Origin of the sequence: Pseudomonas sp. R3-18-08 (assembly GCF_003852065.1) — a bacterium.
GTDB lineage: Bacteria > Pseudomonadota > Gammaproteobacteria > Pseudomonadales > Pseudomonadaceae > Aquipseudomonas.
The window spans coordinates 1,829,125-1,855,781 of the sequence record NZ_CP027729.1 but is presented as its reverse complement, the minus strand read 5'-3'; the positions used below and the strand labels follow the sequence as shown (position 1 = coordinate 1,855,781).

At 60.6% G+C, this 26,657-nt stretch carries 31 protein-coding genes and 2 pseudogenes; 13 read left to right on the top strand and 20 right to left on the bottom strand.

From position 1 onward, the window contains the following. Positions 1 to 6: 6 nt before the first annotated feature. Both C4J92_RS08550 and phnN read right to left on the bottom strand, forming a co-directional pair. A complete protein-coding gene (locus C4J92_RS08550; protein WP_065901605.1) occupies positions 7 to 195 on the bottom strand; it encodes a type II toxin-antitoxin system HicA family toxin in 189 nt (62 codons plus the stop codon). Positions 196 to 375: 180 nt separating this feature from the next. After that, positions 376 to 942 carry a phosphonate metabolism protein/1,5-bisphosphokinase (PRPP-forming) PhnN gene (phnN, locus tag C4J92_RS08545; protein WP_124361954.1) on the bottom strand — a complete coding sequence of 189 codons (567 nt, stop codon included), beginning with the start codon at positions 940 to 942 and terminating at the stop codon, positions 376 to 378. 477 nt (positions 943 to 1,419) lie between these two features. Here phnN and C4J92_RS08540 point away from each other — a divergent pair, with 477 nt between their 5' ends. Next, on the top strand, positions 1,420 to 1,695 hold the full coding sequence (locus tag C4J92_RS08540) for a DUF6124 family protein (protein ID WP_124361953.1): 276 nt from the start codon (positions 1,420 to 1,422) through the stop codon (positions 1,693 to 1,695). A gap of 165 nt (positions 1,696 to 1,860) precedes the next feature. On the opposite strand, the gene C4J92_RS08535 is transcribed toward C4J92_RS08540, so the two are convergent. The 10 genes and pseudogenes from C4J92_RS08535 to ccmA all read right to left on the bottom strand — a co-directional run bounded on the left by C4J92_RS08535 (position 1,861) and on the right by ccmA (position 9,217). After that, the gene (locus tag C4J92_RS08535) at positions 1,861 to 2,256 is read right to left on the bottom strand and encodes a hypothetical protein (RefSeq protein ID WP_124403545.1); all 396 of its coding nucleotides are present in this window, start codon (positions 2,254 to 2,256) and stop codon (positions 1,861 to 1,863) included. Between the two features lie 15 nt (positions 2,257 to 2,271). Beyond that, positions 2,272 to 3,455, bottom strand: a pseudogene (gene ccmI, locus C4J92_RS08530) (c-type cytochrome biogenesis protein CcmI). After that, complete coding sequence (locus C4J92_RS08525; protein ID WP_124403544.1) at positions 3,448 to 3,921, bottom strand: cytochrome c-type biogenesis protein; 474 nt, start codon at positions 3,919 to 3,921, stop codon at positions 3,448 to 3,450. The pseudogene ccmI and the gene C4J92_RS08525 overlap by 8 nt, the downstream one beginning before the upstream one ends. Continuing rightward, on the bottom strand, positions 3,918 to 4,454 hold the full coding sequence (locus C4J92_RS08520) for a DsbE family thiol:disulfide interchange protein (protein WP_124403543.1): 537 nt from the start codon (positions 4,452 to 4,454) through the stop codon (positions 3,918 to 3,920). The genes C4J92_RS08525 and C4J92_RS08520 overlap by 4 nt, the downstream gene beginning before the upstream one ends. Further along, positions 4,451 to 6,436, bottom strand: a complete 1,986-nt coding sequence (locus C4J92_RS08515; RefSeq protein ID WP_124366411.1) for a heme lyase CcmF/NrfE family subunit — start codon at positions 6,434 to 6,436, stop codon at positions 4,451 to 4,453. The genes C4J92_RS08520 and C4J92_RS08515 overlap by 4 nt, the downstream gene beginning before the upstream one ends. Before the next feature lie 3 nt (positions 6,437 to 6,439). Beyond that, complete coding sequence (gene ccmE, locus C4J92_RS08510; RefSeq protein ID WP_124370152.1) at positions 6,440 to 6,907, bottom strand: cytochrome c maturation protein CcmE; 468 nt, start codon at positions 6,905 to 6,907, stop codon at positions 6,440 to 6,442. Next, entirely contained in the window at positions 6,904 to 7,080 is a 177-nt protein-coding gene (gene ccmD, locus C4J92_RS08505) for a heme exporter protein CcmD (protein WP_057722744.1), read from the bottom strand. Before ccmD ends, ccmE begins: the two co-directional genes overlap by 4 nt. Then, a complete protein-coding gene (locus tag C4J92_RS08500; RefSeq protein ID WP_124403542.1) occupies positions 7,077 to 7,832 on the bottom strand; it encodes a heme ABC transporter permease in 756 nt (251 codons plus the stop codon). Before C4J92_RS08500 ends, ccmD begins: the two co-directional genes overlap by 4 nt. Before the next feature lie 84 nt (positions 7,833 to 7,916). After that, entirely contained in the window at positions 7,917 to 8,585 is a 669-nt protein-coding gene (gene ccmB, locus C4J92_RS08495; RefSeq protein ID WP_124361944.1) for a heme exporter protein CcmB, read from the bottom strand. Next, on the bottom strand, positions 8,582 to 9,217 hold the full coding sequence (gene ccmA, locus C4J92_RS08490; protein ID WP_124403541.1) for a cytochrome c biogenesis heme-transporting ATPase CcmA: 636 nt from the start codon (positions 9,215 to 9,217) through the stop codon (positions 8,582 to 8,584). Before ccmA ends, ccmB begins: the two co-directional genes overlap by 4 nt. Before the next feature lie 200 nt (positions 9,218 to 9,417). Between ccmA and C4J92_RS08485 the strand changes: the two genes are divergently transcribed. Next, positions 9,418 to 10,995, top strand: coding sequence for a flagellar hook-length control protein FliK (locus C4J92_RS08485; protein ID WP_124403540.1), 1,578 nt, complete (start codon positions 9,418 to 9,420; stop codon positions 10,993 to 10,995). Beyond that, the gene (locus tag C4J92_RS08480) at positions 10,992 to 11,321 is read left to right on the top strand and encodes an EscU/YscU/HrcU family type III secretion system export apparatus switch protein (RefSeq protein ID WP_124366406.1); all 330 of its coding nucleotides are present in this window, start codon (positions 10,992 to 10,994) and stop codon (positions 11,319 to 11,321) included. Before C4J92_RS08485 ends, C4J92_RS08480 begins: the two co-directional genes overlap by 4 nt. 242 nt (positions 11,322 to 11,563) lie before the next feature. On the opposite strand, the gene C4J92_RS08475 is transcribed toward C4J92_RS08480, so the two are convergent. Continuing rightward, complete coding sequence (locus C4J92_RS08475) at positions 11,564 to 11,812, bottom strand: CsbD family protein (protein ID WP_124366405.1); 249 nt, start codon at positions 11,810 to 11,812, stop codon at positions 11,564 to 11,566. A 168-nt stretch (positions 11,813 to 11,980) separates the two neighbouring features. Beyond that, positions 11,981 to 12,250: a hypothetical protein gene (locus C4J92_RS08470; protein ID WP_164487522.1), complete on the bottom strand. Its 270-nt coding sequence runs from the start codon at positions 12,248 to 12,250 to the stop codon at positions 11,981 to 11,983. A 203-nt stretch (positions 12,251 to 12,453) separates the two neighbouring features. On the opposite strand from C4J92_RS08470, the pseudogene C4J92_RS27170 reads away from it, so the two are divergent. Then, positions 12,454 to 12,747, top strand: a pseudogene (locus C4J92_RS27170) (short-chain dehydrogenase); the annotation flags it as partial. Positions 12,748 to 12,986: 239 nt separating this feature from the next. Here C4J92_RS27170 and glp read toward each other — a convergent pair. Beyond that, positions 12,987 to 14,213: a gephyrin-like molybdotransferase Glp gene (gene glp / locus C4J92_RS08460; RefSeq protein WP_124403537.1), complete on the bottom strand. Its 1,227-nt coding sequence runs from the start codon at positions 14,211 to 14,213 to the stop codon at positions 12,987 to 12,989. Beyond that, entirely contained in the window at positions 14,197 to 14,736 is a 540-nt protein-coding gene (gene moaB / locus C4J92_RS08455) for a molybdenum cofactor biosynthesis protein B (RefSeq protein ID WP_048729884.1), read from the bottom strand. Before moaB ends, glp begins: the two co-directional genes overlap by 17 nt. A gap of 76 nt (positions 14,737 to 14,812) precedes the next feature. Between moaB and mobA the strand changes: the two genes are divergently transcribed. Both mobA and C4J92_RS08445 read left to right on the top strand, forming a co-directional pair. Continuing rightward, the gene (mobA, locus tag C4J92_RS08450; RefSeq protein WP_124403536.1) at positions 14,813 to 15,415 is read left to right on the top strand and encodes a molybdenum cofactor guanylyltransferase MobA; all 603 of its coding nucleotides are present in this window, start codon (positions 14,813 to 14,815) and stop codon (positions 15,413 to 15,415) included. 79 nt (positions 15,416 to 15,494) lie between these two features. Next, on the top strand, positions 15,495 to 15,716 hold the full coding sequence (locus C4J92_RS08445; RefSeq protein ID WP_124361936.1) for a YgdI/YgdR family lipoprotein: 222 nt from the start codon (positions 15,495 to 15,497) through the stop codon (positions 15,714 to 15,716). Positions 15,717 to 15,769: 53 nt separating this feature from the next. Here the strand turns inward: C4J92_RS08445 and C4J92_RS08440 are convergent, their stop codons facing one another. The 4 genes from C4J92_RS08440 to C4J92_RS08425 form a co-directional block, all read right to left on the bottom strand. Then, on the bottom strand, positions 15,770 to 16,660 hold the full coding sequence (locus C4J92_RS08440) for a pseudouridine synthase (protein ID WP_124403535.1): 891 nt from the start codon (positions 16,658 to 16,660) through the stop codon (positions 15,770 to 15,772). 73 nt (positions 16,661 to 16,733) lie between these two features. Further along, entirely contained in the window at positions 16,734 to 17,069 is a 336-nt protein-coding gene (locus C4J92_RS08435) for a transcriptional regulator (RefSeq protein ID WP_124403534.1), read from the bottom strand. A 73-nt stretch (positions 17,070 to 17,142) separates the two neighbouring features. Beyond that, the gene (locus C4J92_RS08430) at positions 17,143 to 17,379 is read right to left on the bottom strand and encodes a glutaredoxin family protein (protein ID WP_124370142.1); all 237 of its coding nucleotides are present in this window, start codon (positions 17,377 to 17,379) and stop codon (positions 17,143 to 17,145) included. A 67-nt stretch (positions 17,380 to 17,446) separates the two neighbouring features. After that, positions 17,447 to 18,655: an ammonium transporter gene (locus C4J92_RS08425; RefSeq protein WP_124403533.1), complete on the bottom strand. Its 1,209-nt coding sequence runs from the start codon at positions 18,653 to 18,655 to the stop codon at positions 17,447 to 17,449. A 345-nt stretch (positions 18,656 to 19,000) separates the two neighbouring features. Between C4J92_RS08425 and C4J92_RS08420 the strand changes: the two genes are divergently transcribed. From C4J92_RS08420 to C4J92_RS08390, 7 genes are all read left to right on the top strand, one after another. Further along, a complete protein-coding gene (locus tag C4J92_RS08420; RefSeq protein WP_124361931.1) occupies positions 19,001 to 19,315 on the top strand; it encodes a YqjD family protein in 315 nt (104 codons plus the stop codon). Between the two features lie 4 nt (positions 19,316 to 19,319). Then, positions 19,320 to 19,709: a phage holin family protein gene (locus C4J92_RS08415; RefSeq protein ID WP_124366397.1), complete on the top strand. Its 390-nt coding sequence runs from the start codon at positions 19,320 to 19,322 to the stop codon at positions 19,707 to 19,709. Beyond that, positions 19,706 to 20,044, top strand: a complete 339-nt coding sequence (locus C4J92_RS08410; protein ID WP_124403532.1) for a hypothetical protein — start codon at positions 19,706 to 19,708, stop codon at positions 20,042 to 20,044. Before C4J92_RS08415 ends, C4J92_RS08410 begins: the two co-directional genes overlap by 4 nt. A 162-nt stretch (positions 20,045 to 20,206) precedes the next feature. Further along, complete coding sequence (locus C4J92_RS08405; protein WP_124361928.1) at positions 20,207 to 21,538, top strand: deoxyguanosinetriphosphate triphosphohydrolase; 1,332 nt, start codon at positions 20,207 to 20,209, stop codon at positions 21,536 to 21,538. A gap of 167 nt (positions 21,539 to 21,705) precedes the next feature. Beyond that, positions 21,706 to 22,101, top strand: a complete 396-nt coding sequence (locus tag C4J92_RS08400) for a response regulator (protein ID WP_124403531.1) — start codon at positions 21,706 to 21,708, stop codon at positions 22,099 to 22,101. 255 nt (positions 22,102 to 22,356) lie between these two features. Beyond that, positions 22,357 to 22,983, top strand: coding sequence for a response regulator transcription factor (locus C4J92_RS08395; RefSeq protein ID WP_124366395.1), 627 nt, complete (start codon positions 22,357 to 22,359; stop codon positions 22,981 to 22,983). 8 nt (positions 22,984 to 22,991) lie between these two features. Continuing rightward, positions 22,992 to 26,627, top strand: coding sequence for a transporter substrate-binding domain-containing protein (locus C4J92_RS08390; protein ID WP_124403530.1), 3,636 nt, complete (start codon positions 22,992 to 22,994; stop codon positions 26,625 to 26,627). Positions 26,628 to 26,657 lie beyond the last annotated feature (30 nt).

The window sequence follows — 26,657 nt, the reverse complement described above, 5'->3', positions numbered from 1 at the left end:
CTCTCCTTAAAACTGAAACAGCCCGGCGCGTTTCCTGATGCTTCTGACGGTGCCCAAGGGAAGATCTTTCTTCGGATGAGGCACCGGAATCGTGTACGGGTTATAGCGGTGGGTGAAAATATGATGGCTGCCGGTGACACGATCCAGCACCCAACCCGCCTCTTGCAGCTCTTTGATCAATAGCCTGCTTTGCACCCCTGCCTCCTTGGCTTGGACTGAATAAAAATAACCCTAGAGTTATCTTTACTCAAGCACAGAATTGGCTGGACTGACTGGCGGTTGTTTTACTGAATATGCGCAACGGAAGGCGCGCCTGGTGGCGCGGTGGGTGATATCAAAGAGATCTAGGGTAGGCGTTTCGACGCGGTATCGAGCTCAGGCCGAGTGCCCGTGGGCCAGGCAGCAGAGCAAGCGCTCGACCGTATGTTCCAGCGGGCCGGAATTATCCAACACGAATAACCCTTCGCCATTGGCGGTGATCAGTTCCTCGGTGAACCGCACGTTGCGTGCCAGGCGTTCCTCAATATCGGCCAACGACTCACGTGCGCGTGCGATCAAACGCTGGCGCAACACCACCTGATCGACCGTCAGCAACAACACCAGCAACGTCGGATAACGCTCACGGGTTTGCGCCAGGTGCGCGCGCGAACCATTGACCAGCACGTCCTCCCCGGCCGCCAGCCATTCATCGATCTGCTTGGGAATGCCGTAGGACAACCCATTGGCCTGCCAACTGAGGGCAAATTCGCCTTGCGCCTGCATCGCCGCAAACTGCGCCGGGCTCACGCCCAACGCCGCTTCACCCACCGCTTCCGCAGATCGGGTGATGACGCGGCGCACAATACGGCAACCGCGCTCGGCCAAACGCGGGCGTGCGGCCTCGAGCAGGCTGTCCTTGCCCGAACCCGATGGCCCGATGAGATAGATCAACCTGCCTGCCATCACCACACCCTCTTTGCTTGTTTTCCCACTGATTGGCCCACTGTACCGGTTTGCCCGGTACAGCAGAGTATATCCAGCGGTTGCTAGGCAGCCAGGCCAGCGGTGGTCACCTTACCGGGAAAGGGTGAGCCATGACAGCTGTGATAGCTGCGGTGCTTACTGGGCACAACTCAGACGGCGCAACGCTTGATCCAGACAGGAATTTTCCTACGATCTGCGTGGCTTGCAGTTGCTATAAGGCGCCGTTAGCCTCTCGCAATCGCTGCTCATCAGCGATCAGGCTTGGTCGCCTGGGTTAGAATGGCGCACAGTGCCGCGCAAGCGGCATTCTTTTGCTCGCGTTATGGCGAGCTGTGCGCGGGAGGGCTTAGGGCCCTGCCGGGTTTCCATTCCCTGGTCGACCAACCTGCGTACAGCTCGCCACCCTTCTGCTTGGTCGCGGATGTGGTGAGCTCCAACTGAATGGAGACTGACTGCATGAAAAAGGTTACGCCAAATCCCCCACCATCCCGTCCGGATGACATCCCTCAAACCCCGCCCAACCTCATCTTCACCGTACGACCCGGCCTTAGCACCGAAGCGGCGTTAAGCAATGCCAGCGAGATGCTGGGGTCGGCGACTGTATGTGCGTACGACTGCGCCGAGCATTTGGATGGCTCAGGCCGCAAGCAAGTGCTGGCGGTCGTGCAGATGATGGAAATTGCGCAGTTATTGGTGGATGAAGCGTTGAACCGGGAGTGTCCTGTCGCTTGATAACAGGATCGTTCCCACGCTCTGCGTGGGAATGCCACCCTGGACGCTCCGCGTCCTGCTTTTTGCGCACTGGTGACGCGGAGCGTCACGGGATGCATTCCCACGCGGAGCGAGGGAACGATCATTTTACAGTCATGAAAAAGGCGACCCTCAGGTCGCCTGTCGTCATTGCGCGTACTGCTTGCTCAACCCTGGTGGCACGCCTTGCACGTTGGTTTCTTCCCACGGCCCGTTCGGGCTGATGGAGCGGCTCCAGCCGTTGCTCCAGCGGTAGTAGGTGCGCTGGCGGTAGAAGGTGTCGGGCTGGTCGTCGAGTACGTAGACCTGCATCTTGCCGTCCCAGTGGCTGGCGGCGCCGGGAGGTGGGGCGAAGGTCGGCGATTTGGTTGGCAGTGGTTTCGGCGGCGGAGTGACCGGGCCGGAGGGTTTGGTCGTCGGTTGCGTCGACGGGCCGGACGGTGGAATGGTCGGCCCAGTGGGCCCGGGAGGTGGCCGGTGGACCGCACAGGCGCTCAGGCCCAGCACAAGGCTGAGCAGGGTGATACGTGCAAATGCGGTCATGGGCGTTTCCTCGAATTACTTATCCGGACTGTCGATGGTCAGCTGCTGCAGTGCAGTGGTGTTGCTGGCCAGGGGTTGGCTGCGGCCGATCCACTCGCCAGCGGTTGGAACACCTGCCCGGGATATGCGCGCAACCAGTTGGACTTCAGGGAAGTTGGACAGTTTCAACTGCGGCATCATCGCGTCGGCATCGCCCAGTTCCACGGTGACGGGCAGTTCGGCAACGCTGACACGCTTGGCCGCCAAGGGCGCCGGCGGGCCGCTGACGGCGCGGGCAAAGATGAACACGCTGTCGCCGGGCAGGGCCTTGGCTTTCACCTCGGCGGACAGGTCCACGCGTACTTTCAGCACGGCTTTTTGCGCGACAGTGCCGCCACTCTCCCTGAGCTTTTGCGCCGCGCGATCGATACCGCCTTGCAGCGCAACGCGGGAATTGTCTTCGGGGGCAGTTGCGCCAGCAGACGCTTCCAGTAATCGATAGCCTCCTGATAGCGCTGGCCTTCGAAGGCGGCGATACCAAGCAGGCCAAGACTGGTGACTTCCTTTGGATCGAGCTTCAAGGCTTCGTCGGTCAGCGCCTGGACCTTGGGTGACCACTGTTTGTTGTCAGCAAAATATTGCGCCTGAGCCCACTGCCCGAGCAGTTCGGGCTGGCGCCCGGCCAGGGCCACGGTGCGCTCGAAGACGTTGGCGGCATCGGCGGGACGATCCTGGGCCATGTAGGCGCGCCCCAGGAAGTACAACCCTTCTGCTGAATCCGGTTGCGCGGCGGCGGCGCGTTCCAGACGTCGGGTCATGTCGGCCATGGACACTGGCGGCTGGGAGAACTCACGGGCCAGTTCGACTTTGTCACTCGCGCCAAAATGCAGATACATGCCCAAGCCCAGCACCGGTACCAATACCGCCGCCAGTAATGGCAGCGGTTTGCCCAGGCGGGATTCGCGAGGCTTTTCCAGGCCCTCGGTGTCGGCCAGCAACTCACGCGCCGCTTCGGCGCGGCCGGTATCGAGTTGCGCGGCATTCAATACGCCTTCGTCCTGCTGCACTTGCAGCTCGGCGACGCGTTCTTGATACAGCGCCACGTTCAGCGCGGTGCGGTCCTCTTCACGCTGGGCGCGGCGGCCGCGCAAAACAGGGATCAACAGGAAACTCAGGGCAATCAACAGCAGCAGGCCGGCTGCGAGCCAGAAATCAATCATCAGTCTTGGTGTCCAGCAAGTGGTCGAGACGTTTACGCTCTTCAGGGGACAGCGCATCGGAGCCATCGGCAGGCGCGGCCCGGCGGCGGCGCACGATCATGGCCATCACCACCACGCCGGCCAGCAACAGCCCGGCAGGGCCGAACCAGAGCAGCGCGGTCTTGCCGGTCAGGGCCGGTTTATAGCGCACGAAATCACCGTAGCGGTCGACCATGAAGTCGATGATCTGCTGGTTGTCCTTGCCCTCCCCCAGCATGCGGAAGATCTCTTTGCGCAGGTCGGCAGCGATGGGCGCGTTGGAGTCAGCGATGTCCTGGTTCTGGCACTTGGGGCAGCGCAGTTCCTTGGTCAGCTCGCGAAAACGCTCACGCTCGGCGTCGTTGGCAAATTCATAGGTGTCGATGGCGGCGTGGGCCACACCGATCAGCCCCAGCGCCAGGACAGCGGCAGCCAACAGGCGCTTCATGGTTTTGCCTCATCGACCAGGGCCTGGTATTTGGCGGCCAGTTGTTCGCGCCAGACCACTTCGTCGATCACGCCGACGTACTTGTCGCGGATCACGCCCCTGGCATCGATAAAGAAGGTTTCCGGCGCGCCGTACACGCCCAGGTTCAGGCCGAGGTTGCCGTCCTCATCGCGAATATCCAGCTGGTAGGGGTTGTGGAATTCGGCCAACCACTTCAAGGCCGCGGCATTGTCGTCCTTGTAGTTGATGCCGTAGATGACCACGCCTTGCTCGGCCAGTTTATTCAGCACCGGGTGTTCGACGCGGCAGGAGATGCACCAGGTGCCCCACACGTTGACCAGCGCCGGTTTGCCCAGCAGGTCGGCGCGGGTCAGGTGCTTGTCGCCCTGCACATTGGGCAGTGAAAACTCCGGGAACGGCTTGCCGATCATTGCCGACGGCAACTCGGCCGGGTCCAGGTACAGGCCGCGATAAAGGAACACCGCCACCACCAGGAACGCTGCCAGCGGCAACACCATCAACCAACGCTTCATACCGCTGCTCCCATACCGAGGGCTTCACGCACCCGGCTCTTGACCTTGACCCGATAGCGCCGGTCCAGCGCGGCAAGCAAGCCACCGAAACCGGTCAACAAACCGCCAAACCAGATCCAGCGCACGAACGGTTTCACATGCACGCGCACCGCCCAGGCGCCGTCGCCCAGCGGTTCACCGAGCGCCACATAAAGGTCACGGGTGAAACCCGCATCGATGCCCGCTTCGGTCATCATTGAGCTCTGCACCGTGTACAGGCGTTTTTCCGGATGCAGCACGGCGATTTCCTTGCCGTTGCGCACGACGCGCACAGTGCCTTTGTCTGACGTGAAGTTCGGCCCTTCGAAATGCTTGGCGCCTTCAAAGATGAAGTGATAACCGGCCAGGTCCATGGACTCACCCGGCGCCAGACGCAGGTCGCGCTCGGCGCTGTTCTGGCTCGACAGCACCACACCCAGGGCACACACGGCGATGCCGAGGTGGGCGATCTGCATGCCCCAGTAGCTGCGGGTCAACGTCGGTAGGCCTTTGATCAGCCCCTTGTGGCGGGTCTTGTCGGCAATGTCGCGCACACCGGCCAGCAATACCCAGGCCGCGAGCAGGAACGTGGCAAGCACCGCCCAGTTGAAATCGCCGTAGGCCACCCCAGCGATCACGGCCAGGGCCACACTGCCCAGCAGCACCGGCATCAGCATGCCGGCCAGCCATTTCACTGGTGTATCTTTCCAGCGCACCAGCATGCCGACCGCCATCACCACCATCAACAGGCCCATCAACGGAATGAACAAGGCGTTGAAGTACGGCGGGCCGACGGACAGCTTGGCACCGCTCAAGGCATCCAGCACCAACGGGTACAGCGTGCCGAGCAGGATCATCGACGCGGCCACCACCAGCACCAGGTTGTTACCGAGCAGCAAGGTTTCCCGCGACCACAGGTTAAAGCCGACCTGGCTCTTGACCACCGGTGCACGCAGGGCGAACAGCGTCAGCGAACCGCCGACGACAAACAGCAGGAAGATCAGGATGAACACGCCGCGCGCAGGGTCCGACGCAAACGCGTGCACTGACGTCAGCACGCCCGAACGCACGAGGAAGGTGCCGAGCAGGCTGAGGGAAAATGCCGCGATGGCCAGCAGCACGGTCCAGCTCTTGAACACGCCACGTTTTTCGGTGACGGCCAGGGAGTGAATCAGCGCGGTGCCGACCAGCCAGGGCATGAAGGACGCATTTTCCACCGGGTCCCAGAACCACCAGCCGCCCCAGCCGAGTTCGTAGTAAGCCCACCACGACCCCAGGGTGATGCCGATACCCAGGAAGGCCCAGGCGACGATGGTCCAGGGACGCGACCAGCGCGCCCAGGCCGCATCCAGGCGCCCGCCGAGCAACGCGGCGATGGCGAAGGCAAAGGCCACGGAGAAGCCGACATACCCCATGTAAAGCATCGGTGGGTGCACGATCAGCCCGATGTCTTGCAGCAGTGGGTTGAGGTCATGCCCGTCCATCGGAACCTGCGGCAGGATGCGGCTGAACGGGTTGGACGTCATGATCAGGAACAGCAGGAACCCGATGCTGATCATGCCCATCACCGCCAGCACCCGCGCCAGCATGACTTGCGGCAATTGGCGCGAGAACACCGATACGGCGAAGGTCCAGCCGCCGAGGATCAACGCCCACAGCAGCAGCGACCCTTCGTGGGCGCCCCACACGGCGCTGAACTTGTAGTACCAGGGCAGCGCGCTGTTGGAGTTATTGGCCACATAGGCGACGGAAAAATCGTCGGTCATGAAGGCGTAGGTCAGGCAGCCGAAGGCGAACAGCAGGAACGCGAACTGGCCCCAGGCGGCCGGCTGCGCCAGGCTCATCCACAGGCGGTCGCCGCGCCAGGCACCGAGCAGCGGCACCACGGCCTGGACGACGGCGAAGCACAGGGCGAGGATCATCGCCAACTGGCCCAGCTCAGGAATAAACAGTGCGGACGTCATCGCTTAGCCCTCCTTGGCAGGTGTTGGCATTGAGCCAGGCGCGGACTGGCCGCTGTCTTTCAACGCTTTGGTGACTTCCGGCGGCATGTATTTTTCATCGTGCTTGGCCAGCACTTCATCGGCCACCACCACGCCGTTGGCGTTGAGCTTGCCCAGGGCGACGATGCCCTGGCCTTCGCGGAACAGGTCCGGGAGGATGCCGCGATAGGTGATGGTCACGGCTTTGTTGAAGTCGGTGACGACGAAGGTCACGTCCAGGGAATCGCCGGAGCGTTTCAGCGAACCCTTCTCCACCATGCCGCCGGCGCGGATGCGCGTGTCCACCGGCGCTTCGCCATTGGCGATCTGGGTCGGGGTGTAGAACAGGTTGATGTTCTGCTGCAGGGCACTCAGGGCCAGGCCCACGGCAATGGCGACGCCGGCCAGGATGGCAAGGATGATCAACAGACGCTTTCGGCGCAACGGATTCACTTATCGGTCTCCCGGCGCAGACGACGCGCCTCTTGTTGCAGGTAACGCTTGCGCGCCAGGAGCGGCGCGGCGACGTTGAGGGCCAGCACCGCCAGGCAGATGCCATAGGCCGTCCAGACATACAGGCCGTGATGGCCCATGGCGAGAAAATCGCTGAATGAAGCAAAACTCATGCAGGCGCTCCCAGGCTGGCTTGAACTTCGGCCTTGACCCAGCTGGTGCGGGCCTCACGCTTGAGCACTTCCAGGCGCATGCGCAGCAGCAGCACCGCGCCGAAGAAACAGTAGAAACCCAGCACCATCAGTAGCAACGGCGCCCACATTTCCACCGGCATTGCCGGCTTTTCGGTGAGGGTGAAGGTGGCGCCCTGGTGCAGGGTGTTCCACCACTCTACCGAGTATTTGATGATCGGGATGTTGATCACGCCGACAATCGCCAGCACCGCGCAGGCCTTGGCGGCGCTGTCACGGTTGCTGATCGCGTTGCCCAGGGCAATCAGGCCGAAGTACAGGAACAGCAGGATCAACATGGACGTGAGCCGCGCATCCCACACCCACCACGAACCCCAGGTGGGTTTGCCCCAGATCGCGCCGGTGACCAGCGCCACGGCGGTCATCGACGCACCGATCGGCGCGGCGCATTGCAGGGCGACGTCGGCAAGCTTCATCTTCCAGACCAGGCCGACGATGCCGCACACCGCCAGCATCACGTAGCAGGACTGCGCCAGCATGGCGGCGGGCACGTGGATATAGATGATGCGAAAGCTGTTGCCTTGCTGGTAGTCCGGCGGCGCGAAGGCCAGGCCCCAGACCAGGCCGGTGCCGATCAGCAGCACGGCGGCAACGCTCAACCACGGCAGCAGCTTGCCGCTGATACCATAAAACCATTTGGGCGAGCCGAGCTTGTGAAACCAGGTCCAGTTCATTGCTGTTTCTCACGGTTGCTGCTTGTCGTGGCAAGCAGCTTAGGGTCTTTACTGGCCAAGCGTGTAACGCCTGACCAGACCTCATTATTCGCCGACGCTGATCTTCAGGCCGGCCGCTATGGCAAAGGGTGTCAGGGTTACCGCCAGGGCGGCCAGGCTGCCAAGCCACAGGAGGTAACCGGTCGCCGGCATGCCCATCAGCGCAGCCTGCAAAGCACCGCTGCCGAGGATCAGAACCGGGATGTACAACGGCAGAATCAGCAGGGCCAGTAACAGGCCACCGCGCTTCAACCCGACGGTCAACGCTGCGCCCACCGCCCCCAACAGGCTGAGCACTGGCGTACCGAGTAACAAGGACAGGAGCAACACCGGCAAGCATTCAACCGGCAAACCCAGCATCAGCGCCAGCAGCGGCGAAAGCAAGACCAGCGCGAGGCCGGAAAAGGCCCAGTGTGCCAGTACCTTGGCCAATACCAGAAGGGGCAAAGGGTGCGACGAAAGGACCCATTGCTCCAGGGAACCGTCTTCGAAATCACTGCGAAACAGCCCGTCCAGCGAGAGCAGCACGGATAAAAGCGCCGCGACCCATACCAGTCCCGGGGACAAGGTTTGCAACAGTTTAGTCTCGGGACCGACCGCCAAGGGGAACAAGGCAACCACGATGGCGAAGAACACCAGCGGGTTGGCCAGTTCTGCCGGGCGACGGCACAACAGGCGGGCTTCGCGGGCGACCAGCAGCGCAAAGACGCTCATGCCGACCACCGCCCCAGATCCAGTTCACGGTAACCGGCGGGCCTGCGCGCCAGGGTGTGGTGGGTGGTGAGCACCACCAACCCGCCCTGCTCGCAATGGCGGGCCAGGTGTTCTTCCAATTGGGCCACGCCTTGTTTGTCGAGGGCGGTGAACGGCTCGTCGAGAATCCACAGCGGCGGGCCCGGCAAGTACAGGCGCGCCAGCGCGACACGACGCTGCTGGCCGGCGGAGAGGGTGTGACAGGGCACGTCTTCGAAGCCCTTGAGACCGACAGCGGCCAGCGCCTGCCAGATTGCATCGCGGCCAGCGGGATGATGCAACGCGCTGAGCCAACTGAGGTTTTCTTCTGCGGTGAGTACGTCCTTGATCCCGGCGGCGTGGCCGATCCAGATCAGGTTGCGGGCCAACTCGGTGCGCTGTTCATGCAGGGGCTTGCCGTTAAGCCGAACCTCGCCTGCCGTCGGCTGCATCAACCCGGCCAGCAAGCGCAGCAGGCTGGTCTTGCCACTGCCGTTGGGGCCGCTGATTTGCACCATGTCGCCACCCGCCAGGCGCAATTCGAGGTGTTCGAACAGCAGGCGCAGGTCGCGTTCACAGGCAAGCGCTACGGCTTCAAGAAGAGGGCTGGTCAAGAGATCGCGGGCCTTTACGGTTCAAGTCGGCGGTGCAGCGGCCGTTATAGAGAAATGCACAATAACGGCTTTGGCGACCGATTTTAGAGAGCTGGATCAAATAGTTGTGAGGTTTTTACCGCTCTCGTTGCAGACGGGCGGCATTATACATGCGATGCCCTACTCTAAAGAGGGCAATTTCCCCAGAGACGATGCGCACGATGACCGGTGAGATCAACCTTCCTAGCCTGCCGCCAACCGCGACTTCAGGCCCCGCCCCGCTGCCTGCGGCCGGCGAACTGCTCAAGCTGCTGGAGCCGCAGACCGGCTTGATCGCACCTGGAAAAACCGTCAACGCCGAGGTGATCGCGCTTAAACAAGGCGGCGAAGCCTTTCAGCTGCTGTTGAAGTTGACGCTTGATGGCGGTCGCCAGACCCTGGTGCAAGCCAGCAGCACCCAGCCGTTACCGTTGGGCAGTAACGTGGCCGTGGGCCAGACGCAAGCGGGCAACCTGACCCTCTCGCTGCAGCAGGCGTTGAGCGCCAATGTCGCCGCCCTCACCCGCATCGACACCGCCCAAATGCCGGTAGGCACGCTGCTGCAAGCCAAGGTGCTGACCACCCAGCTGCTGCCCCAGGGCAGCTCGCAGCCAGCGGTCTATCGCTCGCTGGTGAGCGTGCTCAATAGCGCCATGACCACTGCCACGCTCACCGTGGAAAGCCCGCAGCCGTTAAGGGTTGGCAGCCTGCTCAGCGCGGTCGTGCAGGACGCGCAGACCCTGAGCTTCGTGCCCTTGAGCGGCATGAAGGATCAACTGGCTGTCGCGCAGCAGCTCTCGACCCAGCAAAGTCGCCAAGGCTCGCTGGATGCGGTGTTTACCGCCCTGCAAAACCTGCCCCGTGGCGACAGCACCTCCGCCGACCTGCGTGGGGCGGCCGAGCGTTTACTGGCGGCATTGCCCGACCTGGCGCAAGTCAGTAACCCCAAGGTATTGGCGCAACTGGTGCAGAACAGCGGAGCCTTTCTGGAGGCCAAGCTGCTTGCCGGGCAGAACCCGCAAATACCACCGCTGGACATGAAGGGCGCGCTGCTGCGCCTGGTCGCGGATCTACTGCCTGCCCTGCCCGCCAGCACCAATCTGAATGCCATCCTCGCCGCCAATACCCTGGCCCAGGTATTGCCCAATTTTGTGCGCAGCCCGTTGGGCACCCTCGGTCAGGTCAGTGCGCGTCAGACGCCCGCGAGTTTCCCGCTGCCCGAGCGGCTGATGGCAAAACTGGAAGGCGAAGGCGACCTGGAAAACCTGCTGCGCCTGGCCGCCGGGGCGATCGCCCGCTTACAGAGCCATCAATTGTCGAGCCTGGAACAGACCGGCACCACCGCCGATGGCCGCCTGCAAACCACCTGGCAACTGGAAATCCCCATGCGCAACCTGCAGGACATCGTACCGCTGCAGGTGAAATTCCAGCGCGAGGAGCCGCCCGCGGATAAAGAGCAGCCCGACCGCAAAGAGCGCAAAGACCCCAAGCAGATGCTCTGGCGCGTGGAACTGGCGTTCGATATGGAGCCATTGGGGCCGTTGCAGGTGCAGGCGCAACTGACTCAGGGCAAACTCTCAAGCCAGTTATGGGCGACACGGCCCTTTACCGCCAGCCTGATCGAAAACCACCTGGGCAGCCTGCGCGAACGCCTGGTGGCGTCCGGGCTTAACGTTGGCGACCTGGATTGCCACCTCGGCACCCCGCCGCGCGGGCCCAAAACCGGACTGGAACAACGCTGGGTGGATGAGACCGCATGAAGAACCCCTCACCGCCCCGTCAGGCGATCGCCCTCAAGTACGATGGCCAGCAAGCCCCCACCCTGACCGCCAAGGGCGATGAGGCCCTGGCTGAAGCGATCCTCAAGCTGGCGCGGGAAAATGAAGTGCCTATCTATGAAAACGCCGAATTGGTGAAACTGCTGGCGCGCATGGAACTGGGGGACAGCATTCCGGAAGAGTTGTACCGCACGATCGCCGAAATCATCGCGTTTGCCTGGACCTTGAAGGGCAAGTTCCCAGTGGGCTATGACCCCGACGCGGGGCCGGTTGAGCGGGATGTGACGGAGCGTGGCGACGACTACTGAATAAAGCCAGGCCAACACCGATTCAAATGTGGGAGGGGGCTTGCTATGTAGGAGCGAGCTTGCTCGCGAAAGACTCAGAGCCCCCGCGTTTATCCAGAATGAACACGTTGCCTGGACGTTTTTCGCGAGCAAGCTCGCTCCTACAATGAGCCCCTTTCGCTTAACTGATCGGCGTTGAGGCTTGCCCCGATAGCGGTGTATCAGCCACCTGAACCTCCGCTATCGGACCAAGCCGATAAACCTCAGCGGCGCAGGAGACGGTCCAGCACCAGCAGGGCCACCGCACCAATCGCGAGCGCGGCGACTGGTTTTTCTTTAACGAACGTAGATACGCTGTCCAGCGCGTCGCCATAGGTCTGGGTCAGCTGACCGGCAGCTTGTCGTCCAACACCTTCTGCTTCGATCTTCGAATCACCCAACAACTTCCCGACCGCACTTTGTGCCTTGCCGGCGAGTTTTTGTGCAACACCTTCTGCTTGTTCACTCTTCATGATTCACCACACCTTTGCGTGTCATTGAGCAGCTCAGGATCGACCCAAGCCAGGGGTTATCTGCACAGCGTTAGGGGAATAGGCGTCACAATTAGTTCAAAGTTGATGAACCTCAGGATTCGAAGGCCCCGAGCTTGAAAAAGCTAGGGCGCGAGGCCCTAGCAGGTATCACTTTTTCTTTTTCGCCGGCTTGTCTGCTTTCTCTGACTTCTTCTCTGTCTTCTCTGACTTCTTCGCCTTTTCTGGCTTGCTGTCGGCTTTTTTCACGGACTTCTTGGGTTCGGCATCTTTTTTCTTGTCTTTCTTTTCCGAAGATTTTGAAAGAGTCGATGCCGCCGCGGATTTTTTTGCGGGTGAAGACTTTTTGTCTTTCAATTCCTTGCTGGCTTTCGAACCTTCACCTTTGCTTTTCTTCTCGTCTTTAGCCACGTTGCCCACCTCTCGGAATATGCCGATATTGGCAAATTGCCTGTGCGATTCGTCACAAGCTATTCGTTAGGTAAGCGCGTTCACGGGCGGTTCAAATTTTTGCTGCGTCGAAACAGGCTGACCAATTGAGTTGTCGGGCGCCCGGTCACTTCGATTGAACGATCAATTGGACGCTCCCTCTATCGCATAACCAGTGAATGGAGGATGTAACCATGATCGACTCAGCAACCGGCATGAAGCCAGGGGAACGGTATTTAATCGAGAGCCAGGAGCGAACTCATCATTTCCCGGGGTTTTTCCTCGATGGAAAATACTACTTGGGCCCCGAACTTATGACTGCCGTGGGATGGCTTGAAGGTCAGAAATTCCTGTACGACGAACTCGACGCGCTGGGAGACCCGGTGTTCCCTGAGCGGGTCGCTGGCGTTATCGAAGACCTGACGTTGACGCTCAATGACGGCGCGCGCCTCAAGTTGAAGGAAGTTCGCTTTCACGCACCGCTGGAACAGCCCGACCCTGAATCGACGAGCAAGATCGAAGGCGTCTGGAGAGACGCCAAGAAAAATCGTCCGCTGCTCATCGCAGGCGTCACCGCTTTGGCATTCGGCGTTATTGCGTTTGCACTCGCTCGACAGAAACGCGAAACACGTGGACTGCGCAGATAATTTCGGGTGGTTGCCTGGGTTCCATCTGCAGGTAGATGGAACCCCGGGCTTTTACGATGGCCCACATTGAGTAGGCGGAATCAATCCAGGACTTCACTCAGCGGAATGAAATTGACCTGATCGCCCACCGCCAAGGTCGTCCCTTCCAGCACCTCCACCAGCCCTTGCGCCCACGCTGCACTGCGCAACACGCCGGAGCTCTGGTTGCCGTAGATGACCGCCTGGCCCTGCTCGATACGCCCGCGCAGATACTCGCGGCGGTTGCCTGGTTTGGGCCATACGAACCCCACCGGCACATTGAAACGTAGCGGCGCAACGTCTTGCACACCTTGGCGGCGCAGCAGGTAAGGCCGTGCCAACAGGGCGAACGTCACCAGGGTCGACGCGGGGTTACCCGGCAGGCCGATCACTGGCACGCCACGAAAGTGCCCAAAGGTCAGCGGCTTGCCCGGTTTGATCGCCAATTTCCATAGCGCCAGCTCGCCCTCTTCACGCAAGGCAATACCGAGGAAATCCGCCTCGCCCACGGATACACCGCCGGTGGACAGGATCAAGTCGACGCTGCCCAAGCCGGCCAATCGCGTACGCGTCTGTTGCAGATCGTCCGGCAAGATGCCGGCATCGATCACTTCACAGCCCATTCGCGTCAGCCAACTGCACAGCACGCGGCGGTTGCTGTTGTAGATCTGGCCTGGCCCCAGCGGCAAACCGGGCTCGATCAGCTCATCGCCGGTCGACAGCACGGCCACCCGCACCCGGCGCACCACGTTCAGGTGATCGCGCCCAAGCGAAGCGGCCAGGCCCAACTCGATCGGGCCCAGGCGCGTACCCGCGTGCAACACCAACTCGCCGACCGTGGTTTCCTGGCCTTGTGGTCGGATGTTCTGGCCCGCGTGCAGCGGCTCGCTGAAACTCACGCGCTCATCGCCGTGAAGGGTGGCGTTTTCCTGCATTTCTACGCAGTCCGCACCCTGGGGCACCGGCGCGCCGGTAAAGATGCGCGCGCAGGTGCCGGCCGCCAGAGGCTCTGGCGCATTGCCGGCGAAAATGCGTTGGCTGATCGGCAAGGGTTCGCCGGCCCAATCCGCCACGCGCAGCGCGTAGCCGTCCATGGCGCTGTTGGGCCAGGGCGGCAGGTCGAGGGTGGAGACCAGATCTTGCGCTAATACGCGGCCATCGCACTCGGCCAGGCGCAGGCTTTCGTGCTCGCGGATCGGCGACGCGTCGGCCATGTCCAACAAACGCTGCAAGGCCACTTCCACTGGCATCAAGGCACCGGACTTGCCGGGCTTATCCACGCGATTCACAAGGCTCGGCCTGTTTCAGATGGGGGACGAAGTTGCACGGCCGATGACGGTTATCCAGCTGTTCCGCCAGGATGCCGTCCCAACCGGTGCGCACCGCATTGGTGGAGCCTGGCAGGCAGCACACCAGGGTGCCATTGGCCAGGCCGGCCAGGGCGCGGGACTGCACCGTGGACGTGCCGATGTCGGCTACGGATATCTGGCGAAACAGCTCGCCGAAACCATCGACCTGCTTGTCCAACAGGCAGCTCACCGCTTCGGGCGTGCTGTCGCGGCCAGTGAAGCCGGTGCCGCCGGTGATCAGCACGACCTGCACCACGTCCTCGGCGATCCAATGGGCAACCTGGGCGCGAATTTTGTAAAGGTCGTCCTTGAGCAGCACCCGTTCGGCCAGGGTGTGGCCGGCGGCGGTCAGGCGGTCGACGAAGACCTGGCCCGACGTGTCGGTGTCCAGGGTACGGGTGTCGCTGACGGTCAATACAGCGATATTCAGGGGTACGAAGGGCGCATCGGCCTTGGCGTTCATGGCACGGTCCGGTTGTCGAAGGAACAGCCCGATGTTATATCACAGGCCCCTATTTCCATGCCGCAGCGGAACCGCCATGTCTGTTGAATCTTCACCCCTGCCTTGCTCGATTTTATTGTTGGCCGGTGGGCGTGGCCAACGCATGGGCGGCCAGGACAAGGGGCTGCTGGAATGGCGCGGCGAGCCCTTGATTGCGCACCTGCAACGCCTGGCGCGGCCGCTGACGAACGACTTGATCATCTCGTGCAATCGCAACCACGCGCGGTATGCGCCCTATGCCGACCAACTGGTGAGCGATGACAGCCCGGACTTTCCCGGGCCACTTGCCGGCATCCGCGGGGGACTGTTTGCCGCACGCCATGGGCATCTGCTGATCCTGCCCTGCGATGTGCCGCGCATCGATGCGCGACTGCTGGCCGACTTGCGTGCCACAGCGCACTGCAACCCGCAGGTTCCGGTGATGATTCGCCACGGCGAGTTCTGGGAACCCTTGCTCTGCATCCTCCCCACCGCCCTGAAAGAACAAGTGGAACGAGCCTGGCAAGCGGGCGAACGCAGCCCGCGGAAAATTTTCCTGCAACTGGGTGGCGTGGCGCTCGAATGCGCCACCGATGACCCGCGCCTGGCCAATCTTAATACCCCCGAGCTGTTGCACCCACAGGCTGGCATGTCAGAATGAGCCTTGCATCAGGAACTTTGCCGGCGTTGCACACGTCACAAGGTCAGCATTTCAAAAGTATTCTCTCGGAGACACACTCATGACTCAACGGACCATCGCCGCTCTCATGCTTGCACTGGGCCTCGCCACCCTCGCCGGTTGCGCTTCGCCAACAGTGATCACCCTGAATGACGGTCGCGAAATCCAGGCCGTCGACACCCCGAAATTCGATGAAGATTCGGGCTTCTACGAATTCGAACAGTTGGACGGCAAACACACCCGTATCAACAAAGATCAGGTTCGTACCGTTAAAGACCTGTAAGCCATCGCTTGCACACAAGGCCCGCCTCGCGCGGGCCTTGTTGTTTCTGGCGTTTACCAGTCCAGGGTGATTTCGCTGCGAAAGGTGCGTTGCTGGCCGCTGACCGGGTCGATGAAACGTACGCCCTGGGCCAGCAACTTGAGCGGGTTGGCGTAGTCGTCCACCGCGTCCTTGATTACGTTGGGATAGAACGGGTCATTGCAGATGCTCGCCCCGAGCGCAGTCATGTGGACGCGCAACTGGTGCTTCTTGCCGGTGACCGGGAACAGGCCATAGCGCCATAAATCGCCGTGCTTCTCGCGCACTTCCACTGCCGTTTCGGTATTGCTGGCACCGGGGCCTTCCTGCATGCGGAAGAACGGTTCGCCGTCCATCAGCCGGCTCTTGTGCACCAGCGGGAAGGTCAGGCCAGGTAACGCCGGAGCAATGGCTTCGTAGAATTTATCGATGCGCCGCGTGGGAAACAGCTGCTGATAGGCCGCGCGGCTGTCGGGATTGGCCGAGAACAGCACCAGCCCTGCGGTATGCCGGTCGATGCGGTGCAGGGGCACCAGGGCGGGATTGTCCAGACGCCGGATCAAACGGCGCAGCAGCGTTTGTTCGACGTATTCGCCGGCGGGGGTCACCGGCAGAAAATGCGGTTTGTCGGCCACCACCAAGTGTTCATCGGCGTACAGGACGGTTTCCTGTACCGGGATCACTTTCTCGTTGGGCACTTCGCGAAAGTAATAAATGCACAGGCCTTCCTTGTAGGCCAGGTCCAGGCGGATGGGGCGACCATTGATATCCAGCACCCGGCCACGGGCAATGCGGTCCAGCCAGTGTTCACGGGCGATTGCCGGGAAATGATCGCACAGGCAATCGAGCACCGTCGCCCACGGGCCAGGCGGCAGGTATAAGGTGCTGGCTTGGTGCTGTGACGGGGAAAAACCGGAAGTGGACATGCAGATGCTCAAAGCCTGGAATAAACAGGCGGGCATTATCCCGCATGGCGCGGGATTGAGCCTAGGAGAGATCTCAGGCCTTGACCAATTGCGCGCGCAAAACCTTCGAAGCGCTCGCCGCCTCGGTAAACTCCTTGAGCCAGCGCAGCACGTCTACGGCTTCCCAACGGCCCGGATCGTACAGGGCGTAGAGCAAGCCCTGGTAACCCACCACATCCAACTGCTTGTGATAACCGGCACGCTGGAACAGCGCCTCGATTTCTGCAAAGCAGGTATTGAAATGCACTTTGTTGAAGGGCGTCTTGCCTTCCGTGACCAGGCCATCGAGGCGCAGCTCGCTCACCGCATCGCGCACGACGTCGGCGGACATGCGATTGACGCTGCTTTTCAGTTGTTCGACATTCACCACGGGCGTTCCCTCTATTCATCGCTGTACAAACATACAGTAACGTAATATTGGAAACCCCGCCATGGCCTAAACATCAGCGCAGGAAAGCGACCACCTGCTCGGCGTCGAACGGCCAATCCAGTTCAGCCCCCGTGTCCACCCGTCTAAGCACCGGAATCCGCAGGCCGTACACCTCGGTCAAGTCGTCGGGATCAGTGATATCCACCAGCTCCACGAGTAACCCGTGTTCGACGAGCGGCATGATTTCGGCTTCGGCAATTTCACACAGATGGCAACCCAGGGTGCCGAACAGCTGGCATTCAGGAAGCATGGCAAATCAACTCGAATGGAAAACACGCCACCATTCTAAACCCAACATTGGGCAACCGGCGCGCCGATCAGTCCTGGCTGACAGCGCCGATCTTGTGGATCGACAAGTCCGCCCCGTAATACTCCTCTTCCTGGCTCAGGCGCAGCCCGCACACGCGCTTGATCACACCGTACACCAGCAGACCGCCGCCCAGCGCCACGGCGACGCCGAGGGCGGTGCCGATCAACTGACTGACCAGGCTCACACCGCCCAACCCACCCAGCGCCGTCTGCCCGAAGATGCCGCAGGCAATGCCGCCCCATACCCCACACAGGCCATGCAGTGGCCATACGCCCAGTACGTCATCGATTTTCCAACGGTCCTGGGCCGCCATGAAGCACCACACGAATAAGCCCCCCGCAACCACACCGGTAACCAATGCGCCCACCGGATGCATCAGGTCGGAACCGGCACAGATCGCCACCAGCCCGGCCAGCGGACCGTTGTGCAGGAAGCCGGGGTCATTGCGGCCGATCACCAGCGCAGCGACGGTGCCGCCGACCATTGCCATCAACGAGTTGACCGCCACCAGGCCGCTGACGCCATTGAGGGTTTGCGCGCTCATCACGTTAAAACCGAACCAGCCCACGATCAGGATCCACGAGCCCAGCGCCAGGAACGGAATGCTTGAGGGAGCAAACGCCACCAGGCGCCCGTCGCGGTAACGTCCGTTGCGCGGGCCGAGCAACAGCACCGCCGCCAACGCCAGCCAGCCGCCCATGGCATGCACCACCACGGACCCGGCGAAGTCATGGAAGCTGGCGCCAAAGGTCGCGAGCAGCCAGGCTTGCAGGCCGAAGTTGCCATTCCACATCATGCCTTCGAAGAACGGGTAGATGAACGCCACGAGCAATGCCGTCGCGCACAACTGCGGCGCGAATTTCGCGCGCTCGGCAATTCCCCCGGATATGATCGCCGGGATCGCGGCGGCAAAGGTCAGCAGGAAGAAAAACTTCACCAGGCCGTAGCCATGATCCGCGCTGATCACCGCCGCCGGTTGCATGAAGCTGACCCCATAGGAGATCCAATAGCCTATAAAGAAATAAGCCAGGGTGGAGATCGCGAAGTCGCTGAGGATTTTCGACAACGCGTTGACCTGATTCTTCTGGCGCACCGTACCGACTTCCAGAAAGGCAAAACCGGCGTGCATGGCCAGGACCATGACCGCGCCAATCAGGATGAACAGGGTATTGGAGCTATGGACAAGGGTGTCCACCGCACTTTGCAGATTTTCCATGGAGGTTGGCAGGCCTGCGGTAAGGCAAACAGCACCAAAGCGGTTCAGGCCGGGGTTGCTCGCACCAAATTAGCACCAAGGCCGCCGCCCTTCTTCAGAGGACGTGAACCGCTTTAGCGCAGCGATCAACACAACCGGCGCTCCCCGACGGGGTATTTGCGCTAGTTTCAGTTAATTAGGGTAAGGTTTTTCAAGGTTTTCACCTCGACCGCCCGGATTCAGCGCAGGCCCCAGGGCATGCGCACCAAGGCAAAGCAAAAGCTGTACCAGACAATTGCAGTGAACCTTCGGCAAACCCCGCGACTCGAAACCACACGTATAGAACAGCCACACACGGAGATAACCATGGCCGGCAAAACAGCAAAGACTGCTCAAGAAATACTGATGGCGGATTTTCAGACTCTCGTCAGCGATACCGAAAGGTTGCTGGACGATACCGCCATCCTGGCCGGTGACCAGGCCGATGAGCTGCGTACCAAGATCCACGAAAGTCTGCTCAAGGCCCGCGAAACCCTGCAATTGACCGAAGACTCCCTGCGCGAGCGCGGCCAGGCGGCCATTACTGCGACAGAAGATTACGTGCAGGCCAACCCCTGGCAGTCTGTCGGTATCGCGGCGGGCGTGGGCTTTTTGATCGGTCTGTTGGCTACCAGGCGTTAATATCATGGCTATCGACGAATCCAGCTCGTCCAAGGGCGCAGGTACCACCTCCCGCCGCCTGGGCGCTGCCGTGCTCGGCTTACTGCACAGCCATGTCGAACTGTTTGGCATCGAGTTACAGGAACAGAAGGCACGCACGGTCAGCCTGCTGCTGTTTGCCGGCTTGGCCTTGGTGTTTGCCCTGCTGTTGTTGGTGGGCTTATCGACATTGGTGATGATCCTGGTATGGGATACCGGCTACCGCCTGACCGGGATCATTTGTCTGTGCGTGTTTTACAGCCTGGCCGCAGCATTCTGCGGGGTACGCTTGAAGGCGGCCGTGTTCGATGAGTCCACGCCCTTCCACGCCACCCTCGAAGAATTGGCCAATGACCGGGAGCGCCTGTTGCCATGAGCCTGCCTGAAATCCCGCAAAATTCGTCCCGTCGGGAAATGCGCAAGGCGTTGATCCGCCTGCGCATGGAAATGCACCGTCAGGAAATCCGTCACGAGTCCCAGCAACTGATGGCGCCGCTGCACAAAGTGCGCGACCTGCGTCACAACTGGCAAGACAGCCTGGGCATCAAGCACGCGCCGCTGTGGGGCGTGGCGGCGGTGACACTGATGGGGTTCTTTACCGGCAAGGGCGCCAAGGGCGGCAGCATCAGCAGCGTAACGCGCCTGGTACGGCTGGGGGCCGGGTTGATCCCGCTGATCAAACTGGCCATGCAAGGCTCGCGCAGAAAATAAGCCCCGCTCGCTGGCCCCACGCTACAACCTGACCGCCGGACAATTGCGCCACGGCGGTCAGCGCCTGTTATCAGCCGCTGTCGACCTGAAGATTTCCGCTTGCCCCGCCCGCGCGGAAACGGGAAGCTGCGGGTGTTATTCACCCTACGGAGAGTACCCGCCTTGGATTGGCCTACCCTGCTGACCCGCGAACGTCTTGGCAAGCCCCTGCACAGCCCTGAAGAACTGGGCCGCAGCCCGTTCCACAAAGACCATGACCGCATTATATTTTCCGGCGCGTTCCGTCGCCTGGGCCGCAAGACCCAAGTGCACCCGGTGTCGAGCAATGACCACATCCACACGCGCCTGACCCACTCGCTGGAAGTCAGCTGTGTGGGCCGCTCCCTTGGCATGCGCGTCGGTGAAACGTTGCGCGGCGCCTTGCCCGACTGGTGCGATCCAAGCGATCTGGGCATGGTGGTGCAATCGGCCTGCCTGGCCCATGACATCGGTAATCCACCCTTCGGACACTCCGGCGAAGACGCCATTCGCCACTGGTTCCAACAGGCCGCCGGGCGCGGCTGGCTGGATGACATGAGCAACGCCGAGCGCAATGACTTCCTCAACTTTGAAGGCAACGCCCAGGGTTTCCGCGTATTGACCCAGCTTGAATATCATCAATTCGACGGCGGCACGCGGCTGACCTATGCCACCTTGGGCACTTACCTCAAGTACCCCTGGACTGCCCGCCACGCGGACTCGCTGGGCTATAAGAAACACAAGTTCGGCTGCTACCAGAGCGAGCTGCCGATTCTGGAACAGATCGCGCATAAACTCGGCCTGCCTCAACTGGAGGAGCAACGCTGGGCCCGCCACCCATTGGTGTACTTGATGGAGGCCGCCGACGACATCTGCTATGCGCTGATTGACCTGGAAGATGGCCTGGAGATGGACTTGCTGGAGTACGCCGAAGTCGAGTCACTGCTGCTCGACCTGGTGGGTGATGACCTGCCGCAGACGTATCGACAATTGGGCCCGCAGGATTCCCGTCGGCGCAAGCTGGCGATCCTGCGCGGCAAGGCCATCGAGCACCTGACCAACGCAGCGGCGCGCGCATTCGTCGAACAACAGGACGCCCTGCTTGCCGGCACCCTGCCTGGCGACCTGGTTGAGCATATGCACGGTCCGGCAAAGCGTTGCGTACTGGATGCCAAAGACATGGCGCGCAAGAAAATCTTCCAGGACAAACGCAAGACCCTGCATGAAATCGGCGCCTACACCACCCTGGAAATTCTGCTGAACGCTTTTTGCGGTGCGGCGTTGGAGCAACACGGCGGGCGTACGCCGTCGTTCAAGCACCGGCGCATTCTTGACTTGCTGGGCAACAGCGCGCCGGACCCTGCCTGGCCGTTGCACGCCTCGTTCCTGCGCATGATCGACTTCATCGCCGGCATGACCGACAGCTATGCCACCGAGATGGCTCGAGAGATGACCGGCCGCTCCAGCCCTCAATAACGACTCGATCGACTCGCTCTGTTGCCTGAAACGAATCGCCCTACGATGGGAACAGAGCGGCCTGATCGAATTCGTACATATTCCCGAGGAATAATCACGCACGCCATCGCAGACAAGACGAGCAGTTCCTACGCTCCCATCGACGCTTGACTCACTGTGTACTCTCTATGCCCAACTATCCCCTTCGTATTCTTTTGGTGGAGGATCACCCTTTTCAACTCCTCGCCACCCAATGCTTGCTTAGAAGCTTCGGCTTCCACCAGCTCACCCCCGTCGAAAATGCCGAACAGGCCATACGCACCATGACCCAGTCTGAATTCCCCTTCGACTTGATGTTATGCGACCAATGCCTGCCCGACCTGCCCGGACTTGAGTTGGTAGAAATCGCCAGCCGTGGTCAGTTTATTACCCGAGCGATTCTATTGAGCGGGTTACCAACGACGGAATTACTCAAACTGACCGCACAAGCTGCGCAGCGTAATCTGCCACTTCTGGGTTGTTTATCAAAACCGTTAAATAAAGATGAACTTGAGCGTTTAATTAGTTCAACTCACCCATTATAAGTGTAGGAATTTATACCTTAGTAATTGCGAAAAACAACGAGAGAGCTGTCGCAAAATACCCGTGACCGTTAGCTACGCCAACCGCCCTGAAAACACACACACTTAGTGTCACAATTACCTAGCAACTCGTAGGCCTATGCCTTTCTTTGTGTAGGAAACTTCCTGTTTTGCGCTTGTCACCCCCACGCTTCATGCTGCTGCCTCGTCTTCTGAGCTAATGTGAACGCTTTATTTGCACCTGCATGGAATGTAATTATGAACACCGTTTTTATTATCGACGACCACCCCGTTATACGACTCGCCATCAGAATGTTACTGGAACATGAAGGTTACAAAGTCGTTGGAGAAACGGATAACGGGTGCGACGCCATACAAATGGTCCGCGAATGCCTGCCGGACTTGGTAATCCTGGACATCAGCATTCCGAAACTTGACGGCCTCGAAGTTCTCTGCCGATTCAACGCCATGAACACTTCGATGAAAACCCTGGTGCTTACCGCCCAATGCCCGACGCTGTTTGCCACGCGCTGCATGCGTTCGGGCGCGGACGGTTACGTCTGCAAGGAAGGCGACCTGAGTGAACTACTGAGTGCTATCCGCGCCGTACTATCCGGGTACAACTACTTCCCCAGCCAGGCATTGAATGCAAATGGAACGGAAGGCATGGACACGCAGGAGCTGGACTTGTTCAGGGCTGTTAACGACCGGGAACTCATGGTCTTGCAACTTTTTGCACAAGGCCGCACCAACAAAGAAATAGCCAAGGGCATGTTCCTGAGTAATAAAACCGTCAGCACGTATAAAAAGCGACTAATGCAAAAACTAAAAGCCCAGTCTTTAGTCGAGCTCATCGAGATGGCAAAACGAAACGCGCTAGTGTGAGAAAACGGATGCCCAGCCGTATCAAGGACTATTTGATCATATTGAGTGCCGGTTTGTACTTCAGCACTACCGTGCTTGCGGACGACTCCACCGACCCGCAACACTTCACGTTATTGAGCCGCGCCGGAATCGTTCAACTGAACACTCAACTGGACAGGACCCAGCGCCAGTGGCTGCAATACAAGCGCGAACTGGTGCTGGGTACTGCCGCGCCTGACTACCCGCCGTTCGACCTCACCTCCAGTGGTCGCGATTACGAAGGCCTTACCGCAGATTATGCAGGCCTGCTGGCCAAGGCACTGGCCATACCGGTGAAGGTCCTGCGCTACCCTACCCGGGTGGCCGCCATTCAAGCCCTCGAAGCTGGCGACATCGATTTGCTGGGTTCCTCCAACGGCTTTGAGGCCGCGAACCCCAATCTCACATTGTCGGCACCTTACGCCGTGGACCAGCCTGTACTGGTCACTCGCGAGGGGGAAACCCGCAGCCTCAGCGATGGCCTTGAAGGGCTGCGCTTGAGCCTCGTCTATCATTACCTGCCGTTCGATGAAGTGGAGAAGCTGTACCCCAAGGCGGATATCCGCACCTATCCCTCTTATCAAAATGCCCTGAATGCAGTGGCGTTTGACCAGGCGGATGTGTTTCTTGGCGATACGATTTCCACCCACTTCATGATTAACAAGGGCTACCTCAAAAACGTTCGCATGGCCAACTTCGGCAAGCATGAGGCCTATGGCTTCAGCTTTGCCCTGCGCCACGACAACCTCGTTCTCCTGAGCATTGTCGACACGGTGCTGGCGGCTGTGCCCATCAATGAGCGGGATAGCATCGCCAAGCGTTGGAGCGCCGGCAGCGATATCTTGCTGACCGACGAGAAACTGCAACTGACCCCGCGCGAAGAACGCTGGTTGAAGGCGCACCCGGTGGTAACGGTCATCGTGAATGAAACCTTTGCCCCGCTCACCTTCTTCGATGCGGAGGGCAATTTTCGCGGCATCACCGCCGACCTTCTTGAACTCATTCGCTTGCGGACCGGCTTGCGTTTTGCGGTGCAGCGCGGACGTAAAGTCGACGATATGATCGAGCAGGTCGCCACGCAGAAAGTCGATATGATCGGGGCGATCGTGCCGAGTAACCAACGGGAGGCGCAGCTGAATTTCAGCCGTCCCTACCTGGAAAACTCGTACGTGCTATTGACCCGAAAAGAACCCGGAGCACCGCTGAACCTGGAGCAGATGGCGGGCAAGCGCCTGGCGGTGACCCTGGGCACTCCGCTGGCCGAAATCCTGCGCAAGGACTTTCCCCAGATTCATCTGGTGGAAACCGGCGATACCTTCAGGGCCTCCGAGTTGCTTGCACAAGGGCAAGTGGATGGCGCTGTGAACACACTGTTGATCGCTAACTATTTCCTGTCCTCGAAGGTTTTCCGGGACAAGCTGCAGATCACCACGAGTATTGGCACCACGCCGGCGACGTTCGCCCTGGCCACCTCTCGCCATGCCACCGAGTTGGGCTCGATCCTCGATAAAGCGCTGCTCAGTATCGCCCCGGATGAAATGGGGGTGATCAACAGTCGCTGGCGTGGCTACACAGTCGAATCCGATAGCTACTGGCGCAATTACAACCAACTGATTGCCAAAATCGTCATCGGTACCGGTTTGCTGCTCCTGATTTCCCTGACCTGGAATGCCTACATGCGGCGCCAGATCAGGCAACGAAAAATGGCCGAGCGCGCCCTCAACGATCAGTTCGAATTCATGCGCGCGCTGGTCAATGAAACACCGCACCCCATCTATGTACGCGACCGTAATGGCTTGCTGCAAACCTGCAACGACAGTTATCTGCAGGCCTTCGACGTCAAGCGGGAGGATGTAATCGGCAAAAGCGTGACCCAGATGAGCATGGCCCTGGCGCCCGAAGCAGCGCAGTACCATGCCGACTACCTGCGGGTGGTGGCTGAGGGCAATCCATTGATTCTGGACCGCACCCTGCATATCGAGGAGAGGAAGCTGACGATCTACCACTGGATCCTGCCCTACCGCGATTCCACCGGCGAAGTCCAGGGCATCATCGGCGGCTGGATCGACATCAGTGAACGGCGTCAGTTGTTCGATGAACTGCGCGCCGCCAAAGAGCGCGCCGACGAGGCCAACCGCGCCAAAAGCACGTTCCTTGCCACCATGAGCCACGAGATCCGCACCCCCATGAACGCCGTGATCGGCATGCTCGAACTGACGCTCAAGCGGGCCGACCAAGGGCATCTCGACCGTCCGGCGATAGAAGTAGCCTACAACTCGGCCAAGGATCTCCTGGAGCTGATAGGCGACATTCTCGACATCGCGCGCATTGAGTCCGGCCGTCTCAGCCTGGCGCCGGAACGCGTCAATCTGCGCGAGGTGATCGAGTCCGTGGTACGCGTGTTTGACGGTCTCGCGCGCCAGAAAACCCTCAGCCTGCTACTGGAGTTCAAGCCCGACCTGAACGACATCGAAGTCCTCATAGACCCGCTGCGCTTCAAGCAAGTGCTGTCCAATCTTGTGAGCAACGCCATCAAGTTCACCGAACACGGCCAGGTGAAAATCAAGGTGGAGGTGCAACCGAGCCAGACCCAGGAACAGGTCGACGTGAAGCTGGTCGTGGAAGACACCGGTATCGGCATCAACCGGGACGACCAACTGCGCCTGTTCGAGCCGTTCGCCCAGGCCGACAATTCCGGGCACCTGGCCAGAAGCGGTGCCGGCCTGGGCCTGGTGATCTGCCGCAGCCTTTGCGCGATGATGGGCGGCCAGCTGAGCCTGAGCAGCGTGCCCATGGTCGGCACCCAAGTGCACGTCAACCTGAAAATGCCGCGCCTGCATCCGATCACCCCCCAGGGTGAGCACGCGCCTGCGAAGCCGGTCTCTACCCCGGTGCTCAATGTGCTGGTAGTAGACGACCATCCGGCGAACCGCCTGCTGATGTGCCAGCAACTGGGCTACCTGGGCCATCAATTCACTGCCGCCGAGCATGGTGCCGCCGGGTTCCAGGCCTGGCGCCAGGAACAGTTCGACCTGGTGATCGCCGACTGCAACATGCCCATCATGAATGGCTACGAGTTGAGCCGTTCCATCCGTGAATACGAGCAACGCGAACAGCTGGCGCACTGCGTGGTACTGGGGTTTACCGCCAATGCACAACCGGAGGAAAGACAACGCTGCATGGAAGCGGGCATGGACGACTGCCTGTTCAAACCTATCAGCCTCACCGTGCTGGAACGGCAGTTGGCACAGATCATCCCCCAACCCACGAGCCCGCAGCTGGACCTGGGATGCCTGGACGCGCTGACCGGAGGGGATTCGCAATTGAGTCGACGCCTGCTCGAAGAACTGCTGACCAGCAGCGTTGATGATCGTCAGGCACTCATTGCGCTGCTGGATCGCAAGGCTTCATCCACCGACATCATCGAACAGGCCCACAAGATCAAGGGGGCCGCACGCATCGTCCAAGCCAATGCCTTGGCCGGGCAGTGCGAAATACTGGAGCAGGCCTGCTCGCGCAATGATGATCGGCGAGTGATCGAGACGGGGGTCAAATCCCTGGAAAAGCTCATGCTCGAGCTGGAACGGGCACTGCAGGTTCAACTGCATGACCTGGACGGCCAATAGGAGGCAGGGGCTTGCCCCAATGCCAGTCAG